This is a genomic window from Pseudomonas sp. Irchel 3F6 (assembly GCF_900187595.1).
GTDB classification, from domain to species: domain Bacteria; phylum Pseudomonadota; class Gammaproteobacteria; order Pseudomonadales; family Pseudomonadaceae; genus Aquipseudomonas; species Aquipseudomonas siliginis.
This window is the reverse complement of the sequence record NZ_FYDP01000008.1, coordinates 130890-153094: the sequence shown is the minus strand read 5'-3', so window position 1 is coordinate 153094 and position 22205 is coordinate 130890. Positions and strand designations below refer to the sequence as shown.

19 protein-coding genes are annotated in these 22205 nt (G+C 59.0%); 7 read left to right on the top strand and 12 right to left on the bottom strand.

The window, feature by feature from the left end; translation table 11 throughout:
• Positions 1–328: 328 nt before the first annotated feature.
• The 8 genes from CKW30_RS23485 to CKW30_RS23450 all read right to left on the bottom strand — a co-directional run bounded on the left by CKW30_RS23485 (position 329) and on the right by CKW30_RS23450 (position 9228).
• Positions 329–1090, bottom strand: coding sequence for a secretin N-terminal domain-containing protein (locus CKW30_RS23485; protein WP_024013416.1), 762 nt, complete (start codon positions 1088–1090; stop codon positions 329–331).
• A 287-nt stretch (positions 1091–1377) separates the two neighbouring features.
• Positions 1378–1803 carry a GNAT family N-acetyltransferase gene (locus tag CKW30_RS23480; protein WP_095182065.1) on the bottom strand — a complete coding sequence of 142 codons (426 nt, stop codon included), beginning with the start codon at positions 1801–1803 and terminating at the stop codon, positions 1378–1380.
• Positions 1796–2965, bottom strand: coding sequence for a cupin domain-containing protein (locus tag CKW30_RS23475; RefSeq protein ID WP_016775274.1), 1170 nt, complete (start codon positions 2963–2965; stop codon positions 1796–1798). The genes CKW30_RS23480 and CKW30_RS23475 overlap by 8 nt, the downstream gene beginning before the upstream one ends.
• Positions 2966–3051: 86 nt before the next feature.
• The gene (purB, locus tag CKW30_RS23470; RefSeq protein WP_095182064.1) at positions 3052–4422 is read right to left on the bottom strand and encodes an adenylosuccinate lyase; all 1371 of its coding nucleotides are present in this window, start codon (positions 4420–4422) and stop codon (positions 3052–3054) included.
• 126 nt (positions 4423–4548) lie between these two features.
• The gene (gene hflD, locus CKW30_RS23465) at positions 4549–5172 is read right to left on the bottom strand and encodes a high frequency lysogenization protein HflD (RefSeq protein ID WP_039763308.1); all 624 of its coding nucleotides are present in this window, start codon (positions 5170–5172) and stop codon (positions 4549–4551) included.
• The gene (gene mnmA / locus CKW30_RS23460; RefSeq protein WP_095182063.1) at positions 5169–6293 is read right to left on the bottom strand and encodes a tRNA 2-thiouridine(34) synthase MnmA; all 1125 of its coding nucleotides are present in this window, start codon (positions 6291–6293) and stop codon (positions 5169–5171) included. Before mnmA ends, hflD begins: the two co-directional genes overlap by 4 nt.
• 59 nt (positions 6294–6352) lie before the next feature.
• Positions 6353–6799, bottom strand: coding sequence for an NUDIX hydrolase (locus CKW30_RS23455; RefSeq protein WP_016775271.1), 447 nt, complete (start codon positions 6797–6799; stop codon positions 6353–6355).
• Positions 6800–7002: 203 nt separating this feature from the next.
• On the bottom strand, positions 7003–9228 hold the full coding sequence (locus CKW30_RS23450) for an NADP-dependent isocitrate dehydrogenase (RefSeq protein ID WP_095182062.1): 2226 nt from the start codon (positions 9226–9228) through the stop codon (positions 7003–7005).
• 481 nt (positions 9229–9709) lie between these two features.
• Here CKW30_RS23450 and icd point away from each other — a divergent pair, with 481 nt between their 5' ends.
• A complete protein-coding gene (icd, locus tag CKW30_RS23445) occupies positions 9710–10966 on the top strand; it encodes an NADP-dependent isocitrate dehydrogenase (protein ID WP_024013414.1) in 1257 nt (418 codons plus the stop codon).
• A gap of 77 nt (positions 10967–11043) precedes the next feature.
• On the opposite strand, the gene CKW30_RS23440 is transcribed toward icd, so the two are convergent.
• Complete coding sequence (locus CKW30_RS23440) at positions 11044–11325, bottom strand: cold shock domain-containing protein (RefSeq protein WP_095182061.1); 282 nt, start codon at positions 11323–11325, stop codon at positions 11044–11046.
• 224 nt (positions 11326–11549) lie between these two features.
• On the opposite strand from CKW30_RS23440, the gene clpS reads away from it, so the two are divergent.
• Positions 11550–11933: an ATP-dependent Clp protease adapter ClpS gene (gene clpS / locus CKW30_RS23435; protein WP_011334948.1), complete on the top strand. Its 384-nt coding sequence runs from the start codon at positions 11550–11552 to the stop codon at positions 11931–11933.
• A gap of 30 nt (positions 11934–11963) precedes the next feature.
• Positions 11964–14234: an ATP-dependent Clp protease ATP-binding subunit ClpA gene (clpA, locus tag CKW30_RS23430; RefSeq protein WP_016775266.1), complete on the top strand. Its 2271-nt coding sequence runs from the start codon at positions 11964–11966 to the stop codon at positions 14232–14234.
• 683 nt (positions 14235–14917) lie between these two features.
• Here clpA and infA read toward each other — a convergent pair.
• The 3 genes from infA to aat form a co-directional block, all read right to left on the bottom strand.
• Positions 14918–15136, bottom strand: coding sequence for a translation initiation factor IF-1 (infA, locus tag CKW30_RS23425; protein WP_002553999.1), 219 nt, complete (start codon positions 15134–15136; stop codon positions 14918–14920).
• Positions 15137–15248: 112 nt separating this feature from the next.
• The gene (locus CKW30_RS23420; protein WP_041477071.1) at positions 15249–15956 is read right to left on the bottom strand and encodes an arginyltransferase; all 708 of its coding nucleotides are present in this window, start codon (positions 15954–15956) and stop codon (positions 15249–15251) included.
• 58 nt (positions 15957–16014) lie between these two features.
• A complete protein-coding gene (aat, locus tag CKW30_RS23415; RefSeq protein ID WP_095182060.1) occupies positions 16015–16695 on the bottom strand; it encodes a leucyl/phenylalanyl-tRNA--protein transferase in 681 nt (226 codons plus the stop codon).
• A 521-nt stretch (positions 16696–17216) separates the two neighbouring features.
• Between aat and ftsK the strand changes: the two genes are divergently transcribed.
• From ftsK to crcB, 4 genes are all read left to right on the top strand, one after another.
• Positions 17217–19625, top strand: coding sequence for a DNA translocase FtsK (ftsK, locus tag CKW30_RS23410; RefSeq protein WP_041477069.1), 2409 nt, complete (start codon positions 17217–17219; stop codon positions 19623–19625).
• Between the two features lie 67 nt (positions 19626–19692).
• A complete protein-coding gene (gene lolA / locus CKW30_RS23405; RefSeq protein WP_016775262.1) occupies positions 19693–20313 on the top strand; it encodes an outer membrane lipoprotein chaperone LolA in 621 nt (206 codons plus the stop codon).
• 195 nt (positions 20314–20508) lie between these two features.
• The gene (locus CKW30_RS23400) at positions 20509–21831 is read left to right on the top strand and encodes a replication-associated recombination protein A (protein ID WP_051600478.1); all 1323 of its coding nucleotides are present in this window, start codon (positions 20509–20511) and stop codon (positions 21829–21831) included.
• Entirely contained in the window at positions 21831–22205 is a 375-nt protein-coding gene (gene crcB, locus CKW30_RS23395) for a fluoride efflux transporter CrcB (protein WP_016775261.1), read from the top strand. The genes CKW30_RS23400 and crcB overlap by 1 nt, the downstream gene beginning before the upstream one ends.

The window sequence follows — 22205 nt, the reverse complement described above, 5'->3', positions numbered from 1 at the left end:
TAGTGGCGCGGTGCGGGCGCATTCCGGCGTCGTGGGCCTTTATACGGTCTGCAGCGTGAAGCCGGGTTACCTAAATACGCTTCCGTCCCTCGGGACAACTTCGTTCCAGTCGGCAACCTCGTCAAACACACCTTGTGGGCGGTACAGACACGAAACGGTTCGCGGGATAGGTGCGAACGGCGCTTCGAAGGCCCTTGCCAGGGCCTCTGATTAGCGGGAGCGAGGCCATCATGCCTTCGCTTTTTGGCCTCGTCAAACGTTTTGTAGTGCTTTTTTTAAGGCACTACATCTTTCGTCTAATACGACTAATCAGTCAGTTTTCGGTGCTTTAGTCCAGTGTGTCGACTTTCACCCGCAAGGTCATGTCATCCCGGCCTTGAGTCGAGTAGCTGCGGGTCAGCCCCTGTTTGTCGGCCTGAGTCTGGCTGTTGACGCCCGCCAGAGTGATCCATTCGCCGAGGCGTCCGGTGACGGTTGTGTCGGTGCTTTGCACGTTCACTACATCGGGACGTTCCTGGCTCATGCGGTCACGGTTGGTACTGATCGCCAGATGAACGGTCTCGCCGGTGACGCTGGCGGTGACGTAGAAACCCTGGGTGACGTTGCGGTATTGGGTCTCGCTGCTGTAACCGCCGTAGGAGTCGCTCTGGGTGTTGGTGATCGGCACGCTTTGGCCAACCTGAATCAGCGCCGGAGTGCCTTCACTGGTCTGCACTTGCTGAACGCCGCCGTTGCGGCTGGTGGTGCTGCGGCTGATGATCCGGGTCTGGTTCGGCTGGGCGCCGTTGACCGAATAACCTTCGTCGCCGCGGCCATTGTTTTCGTTGGTGTCGACGGTGATCAGCAAGCGCTTCGGTGCGGTATCGAGTTGCGCCAGCAGATCTTTCAGTTCCTGTATCTTGCCCGGCTCGGCTTTGACGATCAGCTGATTGCCGTAAGCGCTGACCTGACCGTCCTGGCCGATGAAATCCTGCGCCACTGGCAACATATCAGCGCTGGTGTGGTATTTGAGGGGGACGATTTCTGTGGCTGCCAGCACCGAAAAACTGCAGCCGAGCAGCAGGGTGGTGAGCAGGGTGCGTAGGGACATGTCCGTTATCTCCGCGTTCGAAAGGCTTGATATTGCCAGTTTGTCGGCCCGGGGTGGGGCAAGTTGAATCGTAGACAGCAAAACGCCCCGGCATCCGAAAATGGCGGGGCGTTTTGTGGTGTGCTTGCGGCCATTGTGGCGAGGGGATTTATCCCCGCTCGGCTGCACAGCAGTCGCCGACCCAGCGCGCTCGATTTAACTGACTCACCGAGTTTTCTGGATTTGGGGCTGCTTCGCAGCCCAGCGGGGATAAATCCCCTCGCCACAGGGATCTAGAGGTCTCGGAATCAGGCCGAATGCCGAACCATGTCGACATGCGGAATGCCGGCCTCGAGAAACTCCTCGCTGACCAGGCTGAAGCCCAGGCGCTCATAGAACGCCGTGGCTTGCACCTGAGCGCTGAGCTTTTGTTGCGTCAAGCCGCGCGCTTCGGCTTCGGCGATGACCGCTTGCATCAGCGCGTCACCGACCTTCATTCCGCGCCAGTCTTTGAGTACCGAAACCCGGCCGATGTGGCCGTCGGGCAACAGCCGCGCCGTACCGATCGGGAAGTCGCCTTCGAACGCCAGAAAATGCACGGCGGTCGCGTCATCGGCGTCCCACTCAAGCTCGGGTGGCACCGATTGTTCGGCGATGAACACCGTTTCACGAATGCGCCGGATCTCGGCGATATCCTTCTGCCAGTCTGCGACACGAACGCGAATTTTATTCATCGGCGAACCCCAGGCTTCCTTGCTTGACCAGTTCGCAGAGCAGGCTGCGGCCGTCTTCATCGCTCAGCCATTCGCCGAGGTTGTCGGCGTGCAGCGCGTCAGCGGCGCAGATCAGCTTCAACAGTTCGCGCAGCTTGCCCGGCAGGTAACGGCTCTGTCCGCTGGCGAACAGCAGCAGATCGTCATCGACTTCCGACCAGGCCAGGCGCGCGCTCGGGTTGCGGATCAGCACGGCGCCGTCCTGCAGGGCGGCGAGGAAGTCTTCTTCTTCGACGTCTTCCGGGCCGACCACCAATTCGGGGTAGCGCGGCTCGGTCATGTACTGGCCGAACCAGGTCAGCAGCAGACGCTCGTCGCTCATGTGTTCGGCGAGCAGGCTTTTCAGACGATCCAGTGCATCGTGTTGAATCTGGTGCGGATCGACTGCCGGCTTGGCGTCGGCATCGGTGTAGCGCTCTTCGTCGGTCAGGAACTGGCTGAGGAAGTCGGTGAAGTGGGTCAGCACTTCAGCAGCGCTCGGCGCACGGAAGCCGACCGAGTAGGTCATGCAGTTGTCGACTGCGACGCCGCAATGGGCCAGACGCGGCGGCAGGTAGAGCATGTCGCCTGGCTCCAGCACCCATTCTTCGGTCTCGTGGAATTCAGCGAGGATGCGCAGGTCAGCGTGCTGCAGGAGCGGGCTCTCGGAATCGCACATCTGGCCGATTTTCCAGTTGCGCTTGCCATGGCCCTGCAGCAGGAACACATCGTAGTTGTCGAAATGCGGGCCGACGCTGCCACCCGGTGCGGCAAAGCTGATCATTACGTCATCGACGCGCCAGCTCGGCAGGAAGCGGAAGTTTTCCAGCAGTTCGCTGACTTCCGGCACGAACTGGTCAACCGCTTGCACCAGCAGTGTCCACTCTTTTTCTGGCAATTTGCTGAACTCGTCTTCGGCGAACGGGCCGCGACGCAGTTCCCATGGACGCTCGCCATGTTCGATCACCAGGCGCGATTCGACTTCTTCTTCCAGGGCCAGGCCGGCCAGTTCGTCGGCGTCGATCGGGCTTTCGAAGTCAGGAATCGCCTGACGAATCAGCAGCGGTTTTTTCTGCCAGTAGTCACGCAGGAATTCGCGTGCTGTGAGGCCGCCCAGAAGTTGAAGAGGAATATCGGAATTCATATGTAACCTATTGAAAAAAAGCACTTTTCAGACGGGAATAAAAACGCCCGGCGCGGCCGGGCGTCTCAAACGGGGCAAACGGTCGATCAGATGCGTTTGGCTTGTGCCACTGCGTTGCCGATGTAGTTGGCCGGGGTCAGTTGCTTGAGCTCGGCTTTGGCTTCGGCTGGCATGTCCAGACCATCGATGAAAGTCTGCAACGCTTCAGGGCTGATGCCCTTGCCGCGGGTCAGTTCTTTCAGCTTTTCGTACGGGTTTTCGATGTTGTAGCGACGCATCACGGTCTGGATCGGCTCAGCCAATACTTCCCAGCAAGCATCGAGGTCAGCGGCAATCTTCTGCTCGTTGAGCTCGAGTTTGCTGATGCCTTTGAGGCTGGCTTCGTAAGCGATCACGCTGTGGGCGAAGCCGACACCGAGGTTGCGCAGGACGGTGGAGTCGGTCAGGTCGCGCTGCCAGCGGGAGATCGGCAGCTTGCTCGCCAGGTGCTGGAACAATGCGTTGGCGATACCCAGGTTGCCTTCGGAGTTTTCGAAGTCGATCGGGTTGACCTTGTGCGGCATGGTCGACGAACCGATTTCACCAGCGATGGTGCGCTGCTTGAAATAACCCAGGGAAATGTAGCCCCAGATGTCGCGGTCGAAGTCGATCAGGATGGTGTTGAAGCGTGCGATCGCGTCGAACAGCTCGGCGATGTAGTCGTGCGGTTCGATCTGCGTAGTGTACGGGTTGAAGCCCAGACCCAGCTCGTCTTCGATGAAGGCGCGGGCGTTGGCTTCCCAGTCGATCTGCGGGTAGGCCGAGAGGTGTGCGTTGTAGTTGCCGACAGCGCCGTTGATCTTGCCCAGCAGCGGCACGGCAGCGACTTGAGCGATCTGACGCTCGAGACGGTAAACCACGTTGGCCAGTTCTTTACCCAGAGTAGTCGGCGAAGCCGGCTGGCCGTGGGTGCGCGACAGCATCGGCACGTCGGCGAAACGGATGGCCAGTTCGCGGATGGCGTTGGCGGTCTGGCGCATCAGCGGCAGCATCACGTCGTCACGGCCTTCGCGTAGCATCAGGGCGTGGGACAGGTTGTTGATGTCTTCGCTGGTGCAGGCAAAGTGGATGAATTCGCTGACCTTGGCCAGCTCCGGCAGCTTGGCCGCCTGCTCTTTGAGCAGGTATTCGATCGCTTTGACGTCGTGGTTGGTGGTGCGCTCGATCTCTTTGACGCGCTCGGCGTGCTCCAGCGAGAAGTTGTCAGCCAGTTCGTTGAGAACGGCGTTGGCCTCGGCGGAGAAGGCTGGCACTTCAGGGATGCCAGCGTGGGCGGCCAGGCGCTGGAGCCAGCGCACTTCAACCAGAACGCGGGCACGGATCAGGCCGTACTCGCTGAAAATCGGGCGCAGGGCCTGGGTTTTGCCGGCGTAGCGGCCGTCAACAGGGGAAACCGCAGTGAGCGAAGAGAGCTGCATGGGGTGTTCTCGGACAGTCGGGCAACGAAATGGGGCGCGTATCATACATGAAAAAATCCGCCGGTCCGTCGCCAACTGACCGGCGTATTACGCGTTACAGACTACAAAGCCTTCGTGACGCGGCGTTTACTCGCTGCGCATCAACGGATAAAGCTCTTTAAGCAACTTGCGGCGGCTGATCACCAACTGCCAGCGATGACCACCGAGCTGACGCCACAGGCGCGCCGAGCGGATACCGGCGAGGAGCAGGGCGCGGATCTTCGAGGCATTGCTCGGCTGTTGCAGGTTGCGCATGTCGCCGTGCACCTGAATGCGCTGGCGCAGAGTGCTCAAAGTGTCCTGGTACAACGCACCGCAAGCGGCCACGACGTTTTCGTGGGCCGGGCCAAAATGCTCCACCTGCGACTGGATCTGCGGCAGGCGTTTGGCAATCGTCTCAAGCATGTCGTCACGCTTGGCCAGTTGCCGCTCCAGACCGAGCATCGACAGCGCGTAGCGCAACGGCTCGCGCTGCAAGGTGCTCGGATCGCGCTCAAGGGCGCCAATCAGCGCGCGATAACCCTCGCGCAGATTGATGTCGTCGCCGCCGTACACGTCCAGCGTATCTTTCGGGTCGCGGACCAGCAGGCTGCCGAGCATGCAACTCAGGCCGGCCTCGTTGGTCTGGCCGGTCTTGGCGATGCGATCGACCAGCACGGCGGCGAGAAACACACCGCCCAGCGCTGTCAGTTGCTCCTGAGTCGGGCTCATGCCTGGCCGCTCCACGGCTCGGCCACTTCGATCACGCCGCCACCCAAGCAGATTTCACCGTCATAGAACACCACCGATTGGCCCGGCGTCACCGCGCGTTGCGGTTCGTCGAACACGGCGCGATAACCGCTGGCGGTTTTTTCCAGGGTGCAGGCCTGATCGCTCTGGCGATAGCGCACTTTCGCCGTCAGGCGCAGCGGCTGGCTCAGGTCGATCGGGTTGACCCAGTAAATTTCCGAAGCGAGCAGGGCGCTGGAGAACAGCCACGGATGGTTGTTGCCCTGGCCGACGATCAGCTCGTTGCTCTGCAGATCCTTGCGCAGCACGTACCACGGCTCGTCACCGGCATCCTTCAAGCCGCCGATGCCGAGGCCCTGACGCTGGCCGATCGTGTGGTACATCAAGCCGTGGTGACGGCCGATGACTTCGCCTTCGGTGGTCTTGATCTCGCCCGGTTGTGCCGGCAGGTATTGCTTGAGGAAATCGCTGAAACGGCGCTCGCCGATGAAGCAGATTCCGGTGGAATCCTTCTTCTTGGCGGTGGCCAGTTCGTACTTCTCGGCAATCGCGCGGACTTCAGGCTTTTCCAGTTCGCCGACCGGGAACAGGGTCTTGGCGATTTGTTCGCCGCCGACGGCGTGCAGGAAATAGCTCTGATCCTTGTTCGGATCGAGGCCCTTGAGCAGTTCGGTGCGATCATCGATATCACGGCGGCGCACGTAGTGGCCGGTGGCGATCAGGTCGGCGCCGAGCATCATCGCGTAGTCGAGGAACGCTTTGAACTTGATCTCGCGGTTGCACAGAATGTCCGGGTTCGGCGTGCGCCCGGCCTTGTATTCGGCGAGGAAGTGCTCGAACACGTTGTCCCAGTACTCGGCGGCGAAGTTGGCGGTGTGCAGCTTGATGCCGATCTTGTCGCAGACAGCCTGAGCATCCGCCAGGTCGTCCATGGCGGTGCAGTATTCCGTTCCGTCGTCTTCTTCCCAGTTCTTCATGAACAGGCCTTCCACTTCGTAACCCTGCTCGATCAGCAGAAGGGCAGAAACGGAAGAGTCCACGCCGCCGGACATGCCGACAATGACGCGCTTCTTGGATGTGTCAGAAGGGGCTGGATCACGCATAGGGATTCAATGAGTGTCTTGGAAAAGGGCGCGATTCTATCAGGCTCGCGGCCGCAAGGCTAAAGAGAAGGGCGGATCAGTTCGAGGCTGAAGTGATGACCGGCCAGATAATCGTCGATGCAACGGATGATCAGTTCACTGCGCCAGTTATCGCGCTGGGCGATTAATTCGTCGCGGGTCAGCCACTTGGCGCCGACGATGCCGTCGTCGAGTTGGTAATCCGGGTGATGCTGCACGGCTTTGGCGCTGAAGCATATGCGCTGGTAAGTCACGCCGTTGCTCGGTGCGGTGTACAGATAAATGCCGATCACGCCTGTCGGTTCGACGTCCCAGCCGGTTTCTTCGAGGGTTTCGCGAATCGCCGCATCGATCAGGGTTTCATCCGGATCGAGATGGCCGGCGGGCTGGTTGAGCACATTGCGCCCACCTTTGTGCTCTTCGACCATCAGGAAGCGACCGTTGTCCTCGACGATGGTGGCGACGGTGATGTGGGGGAGCCATTCCATAAAACCTTCCTCAATCTATTGGTTAAACCCCAATCCCTGTGGGAGCTGGCTTGCCAGCGATAGCGGTGGTTCAGTCACCATCCATGCTGGATGATAAACCGCCATCGCTGGCAAGCCAGCTCCCACAAAGTTTTGTGATGATCACAAAATCCGGAAACACAAACCCCGGCACAAGGCCGGGGTCTGTTCACCGCATTACAACCTTAGACCAGCGCAGCAATCGCCGCGTTGAAGGTTGCGCTTGGACGCATGGCCTTGCTGATCAGCTCGGCGTCGGCGTGGTAGTAACCGCCGATGTCGACTGGCTTGCCCTGAACGGCGTTGAGCTCGGCAACGATGGTTGCCTCGTTCTCGGTCAGGGTTTTGGCCAGAGTCGCGAACTGCGCTTGCAGTGCAGCGTCTTCAGTCTGGGTGGCCAGGGCCTGAGCCCAGTACATCGCCAGGTAGAAGTGGCTGCCGCGGTTGTCGATGTTGCCGACCTTGCGCGATGGCGACTTGTTGTTGTCGAGGAACTGGCCAGTGGCCTGGTCCAGGGTTTTCGACAGCACCAGTGCTTTCGGGTTGTTGTAGTTCACGCCCAGGTGCTCAAGGGAAGCGGCGAGGGCAAGGAACTCACCCAGCGAATCCCAGCGCAGGAAGTTTTCTTCAACCAGTTGCTGCACGTGCTTCGGCGCCGAACCGCCGGCGCCGGTTTCGAACAGACCACCGCCGTTCATCAGCGGCACGATCGACAGCATCTTGGCGCTGGTGCCCAGTTCCATGATCGGGAACAGGTCGGTCAGGTAGTCGCGCAGTACGTTGCCGGTCACCGAAATGGTGTCCTTGCCTTCGCGGGTGCGCTGCAGGGTGTACTTCATCGCGTCGACCGGCGCCATGATCTGGATGTCCAGACCGCTGGTGTCGTGATCCTTCAGGTACGCCTGAACCTTCTCGATCACCACGCCATCGTGAGCGCGCATCGGGTCGAGCCAGAAGATCGCCGGCGTGCTGCTCGCGCGAGCACGGTTGACGGCCAGTTTGACCCAGTCCTGGATCGGCGCGTCTTTGGTCTGGCACATGCGGAAGATGTCGCCGGCTTCGACAGCCTGTTCCATCAGCAGCTTGCCCTTGCTGTCGGTGACGCGAACAACGCCGTCAGCCTTGATCTGGAAGGTCTTGTCGTGGGAGCCGTACTCTTCGGCTTTCTTCGCCATCAGACCGACGTTCGGCACGCTGCCCATGGTGGTCGGGTCGAAAGCGCCGTTGGCTTTGCAGTCTTCGATCACAGCCTGGTAGATGGTCGCGTAGCAACGATCCGGGATCACAGCCTTGGTGTCGTGCAGCTGACCGTCGGTGCCCCACATCTTGCCGGAGTCACGGATCATCGCTGGCATCGAGGCGTCGACGATGACGTCGCTAGGCACGTGCAGGTTGGTGATGCCTTTGTCGGAGTTGACCATCGCCAGCGACGGACGAACGGCGTAGACCGCTGCGATATCGGCTTCGATCTGCGCTTGCTGCTCGGCCGGCAGGGCCTTGATGCGCGCGTACAGATCGCCGATGCCGTTGTTCAGATTGAAGCCGATCTGGTTCAGCACGTCAGCGTGCTTGGTCAGTGCGTCTTTATAGAACTCGGCAACGATCTGGCCGAACATGATCGGGTCCGAGACCTTCATCATGGTCGCTTTCAGGTGCACCGAGAGCAGTACGCCCTGGGCCTTGGCGCTTTCGATCTCGGCAGCGATGAACGCACGCAGGGCGTTTTTGCTCATCACGGCGCAGTCGAGTATCTCGCCAGCCTGAACGGTGGTTTTTTCTTTCAGAACGGTGGCAGCACCGTCCTTGGCGATCAGTTCGATCTTCACAGCGTCAGCGGCGTCGATCAGGACAGCTTTTTCGCTGTCGTAGAAATCGCCGGTGCTCATGTGAGCGACGTGGGACTTGGAGTCCTTGGCCCAGGCGCCCATCTTGTGCGGGTGCTTGCGCGCATAGTTCTTCACCGACAGCGGAGCGCGGCGGTCGGAGTTGCCTTCACGCAGAACCGGGTTCACGGCGCTGCCCTTGACCTTGTCGTAACGCGCCTTGGCGTCTTTGTCGGCGTCGCTGGTCACGGTTTCCGGGTAGCCCGGCAGGTTGTAGCCCTGCGCCTGCAGCTCTTTGATCGCGGCTTGCAGCTGTGGCACCGAAGCACTGATGTTCGGCAGCTTGATGATGTTGGCTTCAGGCGTAACGGCCAGGTCGCCCAGTTCGGCGAGGTGGTCGGCTACGGCTTTGTCGCCCAGTTGCTCGGGGAAGCTTGCCAGGATGCGCGCTGCAAGAGAGATATCGCGGGTTTCCACGGCGATATCGGCCGAGGCGGTGTAAGCCTCGATGATCGGCAGCAGGGAATAGGTGGCGAGGGCAGGAGCTTCGTCGGTGAAGGTATAGATGATCTTCGAGCGGGTGGGCATATTCGGATTAACTCTCTCTTCTTTGCTAAAGCGTGCGCAGAAACTCGAGGGGCGCCGGGTAAGCGCGTTCGTTCAAAGTCATCCATGAACCGAATGTCGAGATTCTTCGCGGTGATGTTGGGTGCATCAGTAGAGCGTCAAGCAGTCAGGCTGCGGTAACAACCCGACCAATCAGGCGGAAAGTCTCGTGCTAGAGAGGCCAACCGTCGTGACCCTGTGGTCAGCGGGCGGCATTATACATAGGTAGCTGGCAATCTGCCGATGGTTCATATGCAACGATTCTCGTCCATTGGTCTAAAGGTCGCAGGGCGCGACCGGGCAAAGACTCGTTACGAATGCTGGAGTTTGGCGCTTTTCCCTTTGCTTTCAGGCTTGTAGGAAACGAGATGTGCGCGGCGCAGGAACATAGGGTTTGCGTGTTGATTCAACTGGGTTACGCTCGAAGCAAGCCAGGTGTTCAATCCAAACAATGGAGTTCAGCATGGGTTACAAGAAGATTCAGGTTCCAGCCGTCGGCGACAAAATCACCGTCAATGCAGACCATTCTCTCAATGTTCCTGATAACCCGATCATCCCCTTCATCGAAGGTGACGGTATTGGTGTCGACATCAGTCCGGTGATGATCAAGGTTGTCGATGCTGCTGTTGAAAAGGCCTACGGCGGCAAGCGCAAGATTTCCTGGATGGAAGTCTACGCCGGCGAAAAGGCCACTCAGGTTTATGACCAGGACACCTGGCTGCCGCAGGAAACCCTCGACGCGGTCAAGGATTACGTGGTTTCGATCAAAGGCCCGCTGACCACTCCGGTCGGTGGCGGTATCCGCTCGCTGAACGTGGCCCTGCGTCAGCAGCTCGACCTGTACGTCTGCCTGCGCCCGGTGCGCTGGTTCGAAGGCGTGCCAAGCCCGGTGAAAAAGCCCGGCGATGTCGACATGACCATCTTCCGCGAGAACTCCGAAGACATTTACGCCGGTATCGAATGGAAGGCCGGTTCGCCGGAAGCCACCAAGGTCATCAAATTCCTTAAAGAAGAAATGGGCGTCACCAAGATCCGTTTCGACGAAAACTGCGGCATCGGCGTCAAGCCGGTCTCCCGCGAAGGCACCAAGCGTCTGGCGCGCAAGGCCCTGCAATATGTGGTCGATAATGACCGCGACTCGCTGACCATCGTGCACAAAGGCAACATCATGAAGTTCACCGAAGGTGCCTTCAAGGAATGGGCCTACGAAGTGGCGGCCGAAGAATTCGGCGCGACGCTGCTGGACGGCGGTCCGTGGATGCAGTTCAAGAACCCGAAAACCGGCAAGAACGTTGTGGTCAAGGACGCCATCGCCGATGCCATGCTCCAGCAGATCCTGCTGCGCCCGGCCGAATACGATGTCATCGCAACGCTTAACCTCAACGGTGACTACCTGTCTGACGCCCTGGCGGCGGAAGTGGGCGGTATCGGCATCGCGCCGGGTGCCAACCTGTCCGACACCGTAGCGATGTTCGAGGCGACCCACGGTACCGCACCGAAATATGCCGGCAAGGACCAGGTCAACCCGGGCTCGCTGATTCTCTCGGCCGAGATGATGTTGCGTCATATGGGGTGGACTGAAGCGGCGGACCTGATCATCAAAGGCACCAACGGTGCGATCGGCGCGAAGACTGTTACTTATGATTTCGAGCGTTTGATGGATGGCGCGAAGCTGGTTTCTTCCTCCGGGTTCGGAGATGCGCTGATTTCGCATATGTAAAAGTTGCAGGCACGCAAAAACCGCCTGGCTCGATGGGTTGAGTCAGGCGGTTTTTTATGACCGAATGTTTTGAGGCTTCAACTGGTTGCCGTTTGTTTTTCCGTGGCAATCGAGCTTGGCGCCGAAGCGACTTCGACCGAAGTTATCTTCACGGCATGCAAGCCTTTAGGGCCTTGAACGATCTCGAAGTTCACCGCCTGACCCGCTTTCAGGGTCTTGTACCCATCCATTTCAATGGCCGAGTAGTGGGCAAAGAAGTCAATGTCCTTGCCATCCTCATCGCGACCTTCCCGGGCATCGGTATTGATAAAGCCGAATCCCTTGGCATTGTTGAACCATTTCACCTTGCCGACAGCCATGCTCAAATCCCTCTGCAACAGACTCCATCGCTGGAGTATCATCCACGACATCCGCAATCGAATTCGATAAAAGAATTGACTCCGCGGATCTTTTTTACCCACTGTGGGCTCTATTGGTTGTAACACCGTTTTCCCGATAGTCAAGGTGACCGGGCAGTCGTAGTTGAAAACGTGTGCAACCGCCCCCACCACTGTATTCGCACAACTGACGAACCTTTTTTTCCATGCATGCAATCAGCCAGATTCGACTAACATTCAATCAGGATCGCCCGCTTCTCCAAAAGGATCTTCCACAGGAGCACGACGACGATTCGGCAGGCGTTGCTGTTCAGGAAGCAAAGCCCGCGTTACAGGCGCCGCCGATGTACAAGGTGGTTTTGTTCAACGATGACTACACACCGATGGATTTCGTCGTCGAAGTGCTCGAGGTGTTTTTTAACCTGAATCGCGAGCTGGCGACCAAGGTCATGCTGGCCGTCCATACAGAAGGACGGGCAGTATGTGGAGTGTTTACCCGCGACATCGCCGAGACAAAGGCCATGCAGGTCAACCAGTACGCCAGGGAAAGCCAGCATCCGCTACTCTGTGAAATCGAGAAGGACGGTTAATCGCCGACCACTTGGGTATGAGGTGAAGCTATGTTAAACCGCGAGCTCGAAGTCACCCTCAATCTTGCCTTCAAGGAGGCTCGTTCGAAGCGTCATGAGTTCATGACCGTCGAACATCTCCTGCTGGCCCTATTGGATAATGAGGCTGCCGCCACCGTTTTGCGTGCCTGCGGCGCAAACCTCGACAAACTCAAGCATGATCTGCAGGAGTTCATCGACTCCACCACGCCATTGATCCCCGTCCATGACGAGGATCGCGAAACCCAGCCAACCCTGGGCTTCCAGCGTGTCCTGCAGCGTGCTGTTTTTCACGTACAGAGCTCGGGCAAACGCGAAGTGACCGGCGCCAACGTGCTGGTCGCCATCTTCAGTGAGCAAGAGAGTCAGGCCGTGTTCCTGCTGAAACAGCAGAGCGTGGCGCGCATCGATGTCGTCAACTACATCGCCCACGGCATTTCGAAAGTACCGGGGCACGGCGATCACTCTGAAGGTGAACAAGATATGCAGGACGACGAGGGCGGTGAGTCTTCTTCTTCAGGCAATCCTCTGGATGCTTATGCCAGCAACCTCAACGAACTCGCGCGCCAGGGTCGCATTGATCCGTTGGTTGGTCGTGAGTCGGAAGTCGAGCGTGTCGCGCAGATTCTTGCGCGCCGGCGCAAGAACAATCCGCTGCTGGTGGGTGAGGCAGGCGTGGGTAAAACCGCGATTGCCGAAGGCCTGGCCAAGCGCATCGTCGACAATCAGGTGCCGGATCTGCTGGCCAATGCGGTTGTTTATTCGCTCGACCTCGGCGCTCTGCTTGCGGGTACCAAGTATCGCGGTGATTTCGAGAAGCGCTTCAAGGCGCTGCTCAATGAACTGAAGAAACGTCCGCAGGCGATCCTGTTCATCGACGAGATCCACACCATCATCGGTGCGGGTGCTGCGTCCGGTGGCGTGATGGATGCGTCCAATCTGCTCAAGCCGCTGCTGTCGTCTGGCGACATTCGTTGCATCGGTTCGACCACATTCCAGGAATTTCGCGGCATCTTCGAGAAGGACCGTGCCTTGGCACGTCGATTCCAGAAGGTCGATGTCGTCGAGCCGTCGGTGGAAGACACCATCGGTATCCTGCGTGGCCTGAAAGGGCGTTTCGAGCAGCATCACAATATCGAATACAGCGATGAGTCGTTGCGTGCCGCTGCCGAACTGGCGTCGCGCTACATCAATGACCGGCACATGCCAGACAAGGCCATCGACGTGATCGATGAGGCGGGCGCCTACCAGCGTCTGCAACCGGTGGAGATGCGCGTCAAGCGTATCGAAGTGCCGCAGGTCGAGGACATCGTCGCGAAAATCGCGCGGATTCCGCCGAAGCATGTCACCAGTTCCGACAAAGAGCTGCTGCGTAACCTGGAGCGTGACCTGAAGCTGACGGTGTTTGGTCAGGACGCGGCGATCGATTCGCTGTCCACTGCGATCAAATTGTCCCGTGCCGGGCTCAAATCGCCGGACAAGCCGGTCGGTTCGTTCCTGTTTGCCGGGCCTACCGGTGTCGGTAAAACCGAGGCCGCGCGACAACTGGCCAAGGCGCTGGGCATCGAGCTGGTGCGCTTCGACATGTCCGAGTACATGGAGCGTCACACCGTATCGCGTCTGATCGGTGCGCCTCCAGGCTATGTCGGTTTCGATCAGGGCGGTCTGCTGACCGAAGCGATCACCAAGCAGCCACATTGCGTATTGCTGCTCGATGAAATCGAGAAGGCGCATCCGGAAGTCTTCAACCTGTTGTTGCAGGTCATGGACCACGGCACGCTGACCGACAACAACGGGCGCAAGGCGGACTTCCGCAATGTGATCGTGATCATGACCACCAACGCCGGTGCCGAGACGGCCGCGCGGGCTTCGATCGGTTTCACCCATCAGGACCACTCGTCCGATGCGATGGAAGTGATCAAGAAGAGCTTCACGCCGGAATTCCGTAACCGTCTGGACACCATTATCCAGTTTGGTCGCCTCAGTCATGAGGTCATCAAAAGTGTGGTGGACAAGTTCCTCACCGAGCTTCAGGCGCAGCTGGAGGACAAGCGTGTGTTGCTTGAGGTTACTGATGCGGCACGCAGCTGGCTGGCGGCGGGTGGTTATGACTCGGCGATGGGCGCACGTCCGATGGCGCGTCTGATCCAGGACAAGATCAAGCGTCCGCTGGCGGAGGAGATTCTGTTTGGCGAGCTGGCCGAGCATGGCGGTGTGGTGCACATCGACATCAAGGATGGGGAGTTGACGTTCGACTTCGAAACCACGGCTGAGATGGCCTGACGGTCGTATATCAAGAGGGCGCCTTCGGGCGCCTTTTTGTTGCTCGTTGTTTGATAGTTTTGGGTGTATATCCGTTGCTGCGGTTACGGCTGCTTAGGGTTTCGCCCTTACGGCGACTCACTTTTTTTACAAACGCCTAAAAAAAGTAAGCAAAAAAACGCTTGCTCCTGCGTTCGGCCCTCGCAGGCTCGGGTTCCTTCGCTCCGGGATCGATCCGGGCGCAGCGGCTCCGGTTTGCTTCGCTGTACCTCCTTCCGCTGTGTCTGGCTGCGCCAGACGGTCGCTGCGCTCCCACCCCCGGATCAATCCCTCCACTCAGCCTTCCGACGTCGCCGGTGAATCAAGATCAAAAGCGGTACTCGAGCTAAAGCTCATTGTGTAGGAGCTGCCGGAGGCTGCGATCTTTTGCCTTTGCCTTTGCCTTTGCCTTTGCCTTTGCCTTTGCCTTTGCTTTTCTGTGGGAGCGAGCCTGCTCGCGAAGGCGGCCTGCAGGTCAACCCGTTTCTATCGAATTCACGCGATCCAACCGGAGCTGCCGAAGGCTGCGATCTTTTGATCTGCTTGCTGTAGAGCGAAACCGCCAGCGGCAACACCCGCAGCAACGATTAAGTCCCCAGCCTCCAAACCTCAAAACGCAGACACAAAAACGCCCGGCATAACCCGGGCGTTCTGTATTGACTTGATTAACGAGCGCGGTAAGTGATCCGCCCTTTGCTCAAGTCATAGGGCGTCAGCTCGACGCGCACTTTGTCACCGGTAAGAATACGAATGTAGTTCTTGCGCATCTTGCCGGAAATATGCGCGGTTACGACGTGCCCATTTTCCAACTCCACACGAAACATGGTGTTGGGCAGGGTGTCGACGACAGTGCCTTCCATTTCGAAGCTGTCTTCTTTCGACATGCAGTAAAGCCCTCGGTATCCAATGAATGGCCCGGTGCAACTGCGCCAGGCAAAAGCGGCGTGCATTGTGCCCGAAAAATGGTGTTTACGCCAAGGGGTTTAGGCCGCAGCTTCAGTTCAGGATGACCCAGCGCTGATTGATCAGCAATTCGATGGGCCGATATTGCGTCTTGTAGTTCATCTTTTTGCAGTTCTTGATCCAGTAACCCAAGTACACGGCCTCAAGGCCCAGACGCTGGCTCTCGGCGATTTGCCAGAGGATTGCGTAACGGCCGAGGCTGCGGCGTTCTTCGTTCGGTTCGTAGAAGGTGTACACCGCTGACAAACCGTTGGGCAGCAGATCGGTCACCGCCACCGCGAGCAACCGTCCGTCGAGTCGAAACTCGTAGAAGCGCGAGAAGGGCAGGTCACGCACCAGGAACGTCGAGAACTGATCGCGGCTTGGCGGGTACATGTCGCCGTCGGCATGGCGCTGTTCTATGTAGCGCTGGTACAGGTCGAAATATTCTTCGCTGAAGTGCGGTTTGACCGGCTGCACCTGCAAATCCGCGTTGCGTTTGTAGATGCGCTTTTGCTGGCGATTAGTGATGAATTGTGCGGAGGGAATGCGCGCAGGCACGCACGCATTGCAATTCTGGCAATGCGGCCGGTACAAATGATCGCCGCTGCGACGAAAGCCCATTTCCGACAGGTCTGCGTAGACATGCACATCCATGGGCTGACTCGGGTCGAGAAACAGCGTCGTGGCCTGCTCCTCGGGCAGATAACTGCAAGAGTGGGGCTGAGTGGCATAAAACTTCAAACGCGCCAACTCGGTCATGAATCAACCCTCGGGATAAGCTGGTGGATTAAGTGTAAGCCACCTGCGCAAAAGTCGCTCAGCAAACCCAGGTCGCTGAATTCGGTTGATCTAGATGGCGCCGCAGATAGTCGGCGAATTCGCCGCGCGGAATCGACCGCGCACCGAGGCTGTGCAGGTGATCGGTCGGCATCTGGCAGTCGATCAGCACAAATCCGGCGGCTTTCAAATGCTGGACCAGCGTGGCAAAGCCATATTTGGACGCGTTGTCAGCGCGGCTGAACATCGACTCGCCAAAAAACAGTTGGCCCATCGCCAGGCCGTACAGGCCGCCGACCAGCTGTCCCTCGTCCCAGACCTCAACCGAATGCGCGAAACCGCGCCGATGCAATTCTACGTAAGCATCCTGCATGGCCTCGGTGATCCAGGTGCCGTCGGCGTAATCACGCGGTGCAGCGCAGGCGCGGATGACGGCGTCGAAATCCTGATCGAAGGTCACTTGATAGCGTTGCTTGCGCAGCAGCTTGCCGAGACTGCGCGAGACGTGCAGTTCGTCGGGAAACAGCACGGTGCGAGGGTCTGGCGACCACCAGAGAATCGGCTGGCCCTCGGAAAACCAGGGGAAGCAGCCATGGCGATAGGCCTGGATCAGTCGATCGGCGGAAAGATCGCCGCCGGCGGCGAGCAATCCGTTCGGCTCGCGCATGGCTTTTTCCAGTGGCGGAAAGGTCAGGGAGTTACGTTGTAACCAAGTCAGCATGGCATCCAGGCTTGCAGAAGGGGAGGGCAGTCAGGGGCGTGCAGGCCCCGCGAAAGAGTTTGCCGCGAAACGGCGCCGCTGTCCTGCACAGATGTCTGCTGCAGTGAGCATTGAGCTGCAACTTGATGTGTCGCCCGTGGTCGTAAGCGTCACCGTACCGATGCTGTCGAGCATTCCTGTGAGCCTGATCCGGCCAGGTTCGCTACGTTCATCAAATACAGCTCATAAGCCTTTGTCACAAAAGACAATGCATGCTCCAATTGCAACGCAGTGCATGTACGTTTGGCTATGCTCAAGGCTGGGGTCTCAAACATGGCATCGGACGCACAAACCCGTACAATGCCGGGTTGTGACAGGCTATACGCTGCGCACAGTGTTTATGGCTGTGTTTATAAAACCAGTGGCACAGTGTTAAAAGTAGTCCCAGTTGAGCTTTTCACCTTTTTTACCTGCCTGGATTGGGCAGTTTTTTATCGTCATTCAATAGATGGACGCGCCTCGGGCGCAGGAAAAGAAGCGTTTTGAAGAAGACCACCGAAGCACCCAAAACAGTCGTTCCGCTCTGGCGCCAGCAACTGCACTACCGGCTCAAGGAAGGTGCATTGATCGCCATTGGCGCTTTGTGCCTGTTCCTGATGATGGCTTTGCTGACCTACGGCAAGGACGATCCGGGGTGGAGCCATAACAGCAAGATCGACGATGTGCAGAACTTCGGCGGCCCGGCCGGCTCGTACAGCGCCGATATCCTGTTCATGGTGCTCGGTTACTTCGCCTATATCTTTCCGTTGCTGCTGGCGGTCAAGGCGTACCAGATCTTCCGTCAACGCCACGAACCATGGCAGTGGAGCGGCTGGCTGTTTTCCTGGCGTCTGATCGGCCTGGTATTCCTCGTGCTCTCCGGTGCTGCGCTGGCGCACATTCATTTCCATGCCGCGACCGGTCTGCCGGCCGGTGCTGGCGGTGCCCTGGGCGAAAGCCTTGGCGATCTGGCGAAGAATGCGCTGAACATCCAGGGCAGCACGCTGTTGTTCATCGCTCTGTTCCTGTTCGGCCTGACCGTATTCACCGACCTGTCGTGGTTCAAGGTGATGGACGTCACCGGCAAGATCACCCTCGATCTGTTCGAGCTGTTCCAGGGCGCGCTCAACCGCTGGTGGTCGGCGCGCACTGAACGCAAGCAACTGGTTGCGCAACTGCGTGAGGTTGATGACCGCGTCCACGATGTGGTCGCACCGACTGTCACCGACAAACGCGAACAGGCCAAGGTCAAGGAACGCCTGATCGAGCGTGAGCAAGCGTTGAGCAAGCACATGTCCGACCGCGAGAAGCAGGTGCCACCGGTGATCGCGCCGGCACCAGCCAAGGCGCCGGAGCCGAGCAAGCGCGTGCAGAAAGAGAAGCAGGCGCCGTTGTTCGTCGACAGCGCGGTCGAAGGCACCTTGCCGCCGATCTCGATTCTTGATCCTGCGGAAAAGAAACAGCTCAACTATTCGCCTGAGTCCTTGGCAGCAGTCGGCCACTTGCTGGAAATCAAGCTCAAGGAATTCGGCGTCGAAGTCACCGTTGATTCGATCCATCCGGGTCCAGTGATTACCCGATACGAAATCCAGCCTGCCGCCGGGGTAAAAGTCAGCCGCATCGCCAACCTGGCCAAAGACCTGGCGCGTTCGCTGGCGGTGACCAGTGTGCGGGTGGTCGAGGTGATTCCGGGCAAGACCACTGTGGGTATCGAGATTCCCAACGAAGACCGCCAGATCGTACGTTTCTCCGAGGTGCTGTCGACCCCCGAGTACGACAACTTCAAATCCCCGGTCACCCTGGCGCTCGGTCACGATATCGGCGGCAAGCCGGTCATCACCGACCTGGCGAAGATGCCGCACTTGCTGGTGGCCGGTACCACCGGTTCCGGTAAGTCCGTGGGCGTGAACGCGATGATCCTGTCGATCCTGTTCAAGTCCGGCCCGGACGATGCCAAGCTGATCATGATCGACCCGAAGATGCTTGAGCTGTCGATCTACGAAGGCATTCCGCACCTGCTTTGCCCGGTAGTGACCGACATGAAGGACGCCGCCAACGCCTTGCGCTGGAGCGTTGCCGAGATGGAGCGTCGCTACAAGCTGATGGCGAAAATGGGCGTGCGTAACCTGTCCGGCTTCAACGCCAAGGTCAAGGAAGCCCAGGATGCCGGCGAGCCGTTGAGCGATCCGCTGTACAAGCGCGAAAGCATTCACGACGAAGCGCCGCTGCTGCAGAAACTGCCGACCATCGTCGTAGTTGTGGACGAATTTGCCGACATGATGATGATCGTCGGCAAGAAGGTTGAAGAACTGATCGCGCGTATTGCGCAAAAGGCGCGTGCGGCGGGGATTCACTTGATTCTTGCCACCCAGCGCCCGTCGGTGGACGTGATCACTGGTCTGATCAAAGCCAACATCCCGACACGTATGGCGTTTCAGGTATCGAGCAAGATCGATTCGCGAACCATCATCGACCAGGGTGGCGCCGAGCAACTGCTCGGGCACGGTGACATGCTCTACATGCCGCCGGGCACCAGTTTGCCGATCCGGGTTCACGGCGCGTTCGTCTCCGACGATGAGGTTCACCGCGTGGTCGAGGCCTGGAAATTGCGCGGTGCGCCTGAGTACAACGACGACATTCTCAACGGTGTCGAAGAGGCGGGCAGCGGCTTTGAAGGCAGCAGCGGTGGTGGCGACGGTGATGATCCGGAAGCCGACGCGCTGTATGACGAAGCGGTGCAGTTCGTCCTCGAAAGTCGTCGTGCGTCGATTTCCGCTGTGCAGCGCAAGCTGAAGATCGGCTACAACCGTGCCGCGCGGATGATCGAGGCGATGGAAATGGCTGGCGTCGTTACCTCAATGAACACCAACGGTTCGCGTGAAGTCCTGGCCCCAGGCCCGGTACGCGACTGAAACGCAACGACTCGAGTGGCGCAATGACGCGCCACTCGCTCTCCCACGAGTATTCAAGAGGACTCTCATGCGCCTTATCCGCATGCTGTTGCCAGTACTGGCGCTGACCACACTCACGGCCCACGCCGATGAAAAGGACGTGGCGCGTCTGACCCAATTGCTCGAAACATCGAAAACCCTGTCGGCGAACTTTTCGCAGTTGACCCTCGATGGCACCGGCACCCAGTTGCAGGAAACCACCGGCAACATGACCCTGCAGCGTCCGGGCCTGTTCTACTGGCACACCAATGCGCCGGCCGAGCAGACCATGGTCTCCGATGGCAAGAAAGTCACCCTGTGGGACCCGGATCTGGAGCAGGCAACCATCAAGAAGCTCGATGAGCGTCTGACCCAGACGCCGGCCTTGCTGTTGTCCGGCGATGTCTCGAAGATCAGCCAGAGCTTCGATATCAGCGCGAAAGAGGCGGGCGGCGTGATCGACTTCACCCTGAAGCCGAAAACCAAGGACACCCTGTTCGACAATCTGCGCCTGTCGTTCCGCAACGGCCTGCTCAATGACATGCAACTGATTGACAGCGTCGGCCAGCGCACCAATATCCTGTTTACCGGGGTCAAGGCCAACGAAGCGGTGCCTGCGTCCAAGTTCAAATTCGACATTCCCAAAGGTGCCGACGTTATCCAGGAATAAACACCGGCACTTTGTGTCAGGGCCTTTGTGGTGAGGGCCTGCTATTGAGGGGCTATTGTGGCGAGGGGATTTATCCCCGTCCGGCTGCGCAGCAGTCGTCGCTTTTGGGGCCGCTTCGCAGCCCAACGGGGATAAATCCCCTCACCACAGGTACTTCAGCAGATTTCAGAAAATCAGAGGTTTCAACGCTACGTGATGGATCTGTTTCGCAGTGCACCGATTGCCCAGCCCTTGGCCGCCCGTCTGCGTGCGGCCAATCTGGATGAGTACGTCGGTCAGGAACACGTACTCGCTCGCGGCAAGCCTCTGCGTGAGGCGCTGGAGCAGGGCGCGCTGCATTCGATGATCTTCTGGGGGCCGCCGGGCGTGGGCAAGACCACCCTGGCGCGCTTGCTCGCAGAAGTCTCGGATGCGCACTTCGAAACGGTCTCGGCGGTGCTCGCCGGGGTCAAGGAAATCCGCCAGGCCGTTGAAATTGCCAAGCAGCAGGCCGGCCAGTACGGCAAGCGCACGATCCTGTTTGTCGACGAAGTACACCGTTTCAACAAGTCGCAGCAGGACGCGTTTCTGCCTTACGTTGAAGACGGCACGCTGATCTTCATCGGCGCCACCACCGAAAACCCTTCGTTCGAACTGAACAACGCCTTATTGTCTCGGGCCCGCGTCTACGTGCTGAAAAGCCTCGACGAAGCGGCCTTGCGCAAACTGGTCCACCGCGCACTCACCGAAGAGCGCGGCCTGGGCAAGCGCAACCTGACCCTGAGCGATGAAGGCTTCCAGATGTTGCTGTCCGCCGCTGATGGCGATGGCCGGCGCCTGCTCAATCTGCTGGAAAACGCCTCCGATCTGGCCGAAGACAACAGCGAAATCGGCATCGAGCTGCTGCAAAGCCTGCTCGGCGATACGCGTCGGCGTTTCGACAAGGGCGGTGAAGCGTTCTACGACCAGATCTCGGCCCTGCACAAATCCGTGCGCGGCTCCAATCCCGACGGCGCGCTGTACTGGTTTGCGCGGATGATCGACGGCGGTTGCGATCCGCTGTATCTGGCCCGGCGCGTGGTGCGCATGGCCAGCGAAGACATCGGCAACGCCGACCCGCGTGCGCTGAGCCTGTGCCTGGCGGCGTGGGAAGTGCAGGAGCGTCTCGGCAGCCCCGAGGGCGAATTGGCAGTCGCCCAAGCCATTACTTATCTGGCCTGTGCACCGAAAAGCAATGCGGTGTACATGGGCTTCAAAACCGCGCTGCGCGCGGCGGCTGAGAACGGCTCGCTGGAAGTGCCGCTGCATCTGCGCAACGCACCGACCAAGCTGATGAAGCAATTGGGTTACGGCGACGAATACCGCTATGCCCATGATGAACCGGATGCTTATGCTGCCGGTGAAGACTATTTTCCGGAAGAACTCGAGCCGATTCCGTTCTATCAGCCCGTGCCCCGCGGCCTGGAGTTGAAGATCGGCGAAAAACTCAATCACCTCGCTCAACTCGATCGTCTGAGCCCTCGGCAGCGGAGAAAATAGTGGTTCCATTGATACTCGCAGTGTCGGTCGGCGGTGTTGCCGGCACCTTGTTGCGCTTCGCCACCGGTAATTGGGTCAGCGCCAATTGGCCGCGGCACTTCTATACCGCGACGCTGGCCGTTAATATCGTGGGCTGCCTGCTGATTGGCGTGTTGTACGGCCTGTTTCTGATACGCCCGGAGGTGCCGATCGAGGTGCGCGCCGGGTTGATGGTCGGCTTCCTCGGGGGGCTGACGACTTTTTCATCCTTTTCACTGGATACGGTGCGCCTGCTGGAAAGCGGGCAAGTGTTGCTGGCCCTGGGCTACGCGGCACTCAGCGTATTCGGCGGGCTGCTCGCAACGTGGGCCGGCCTGTCCCTGACCAAACTTTGA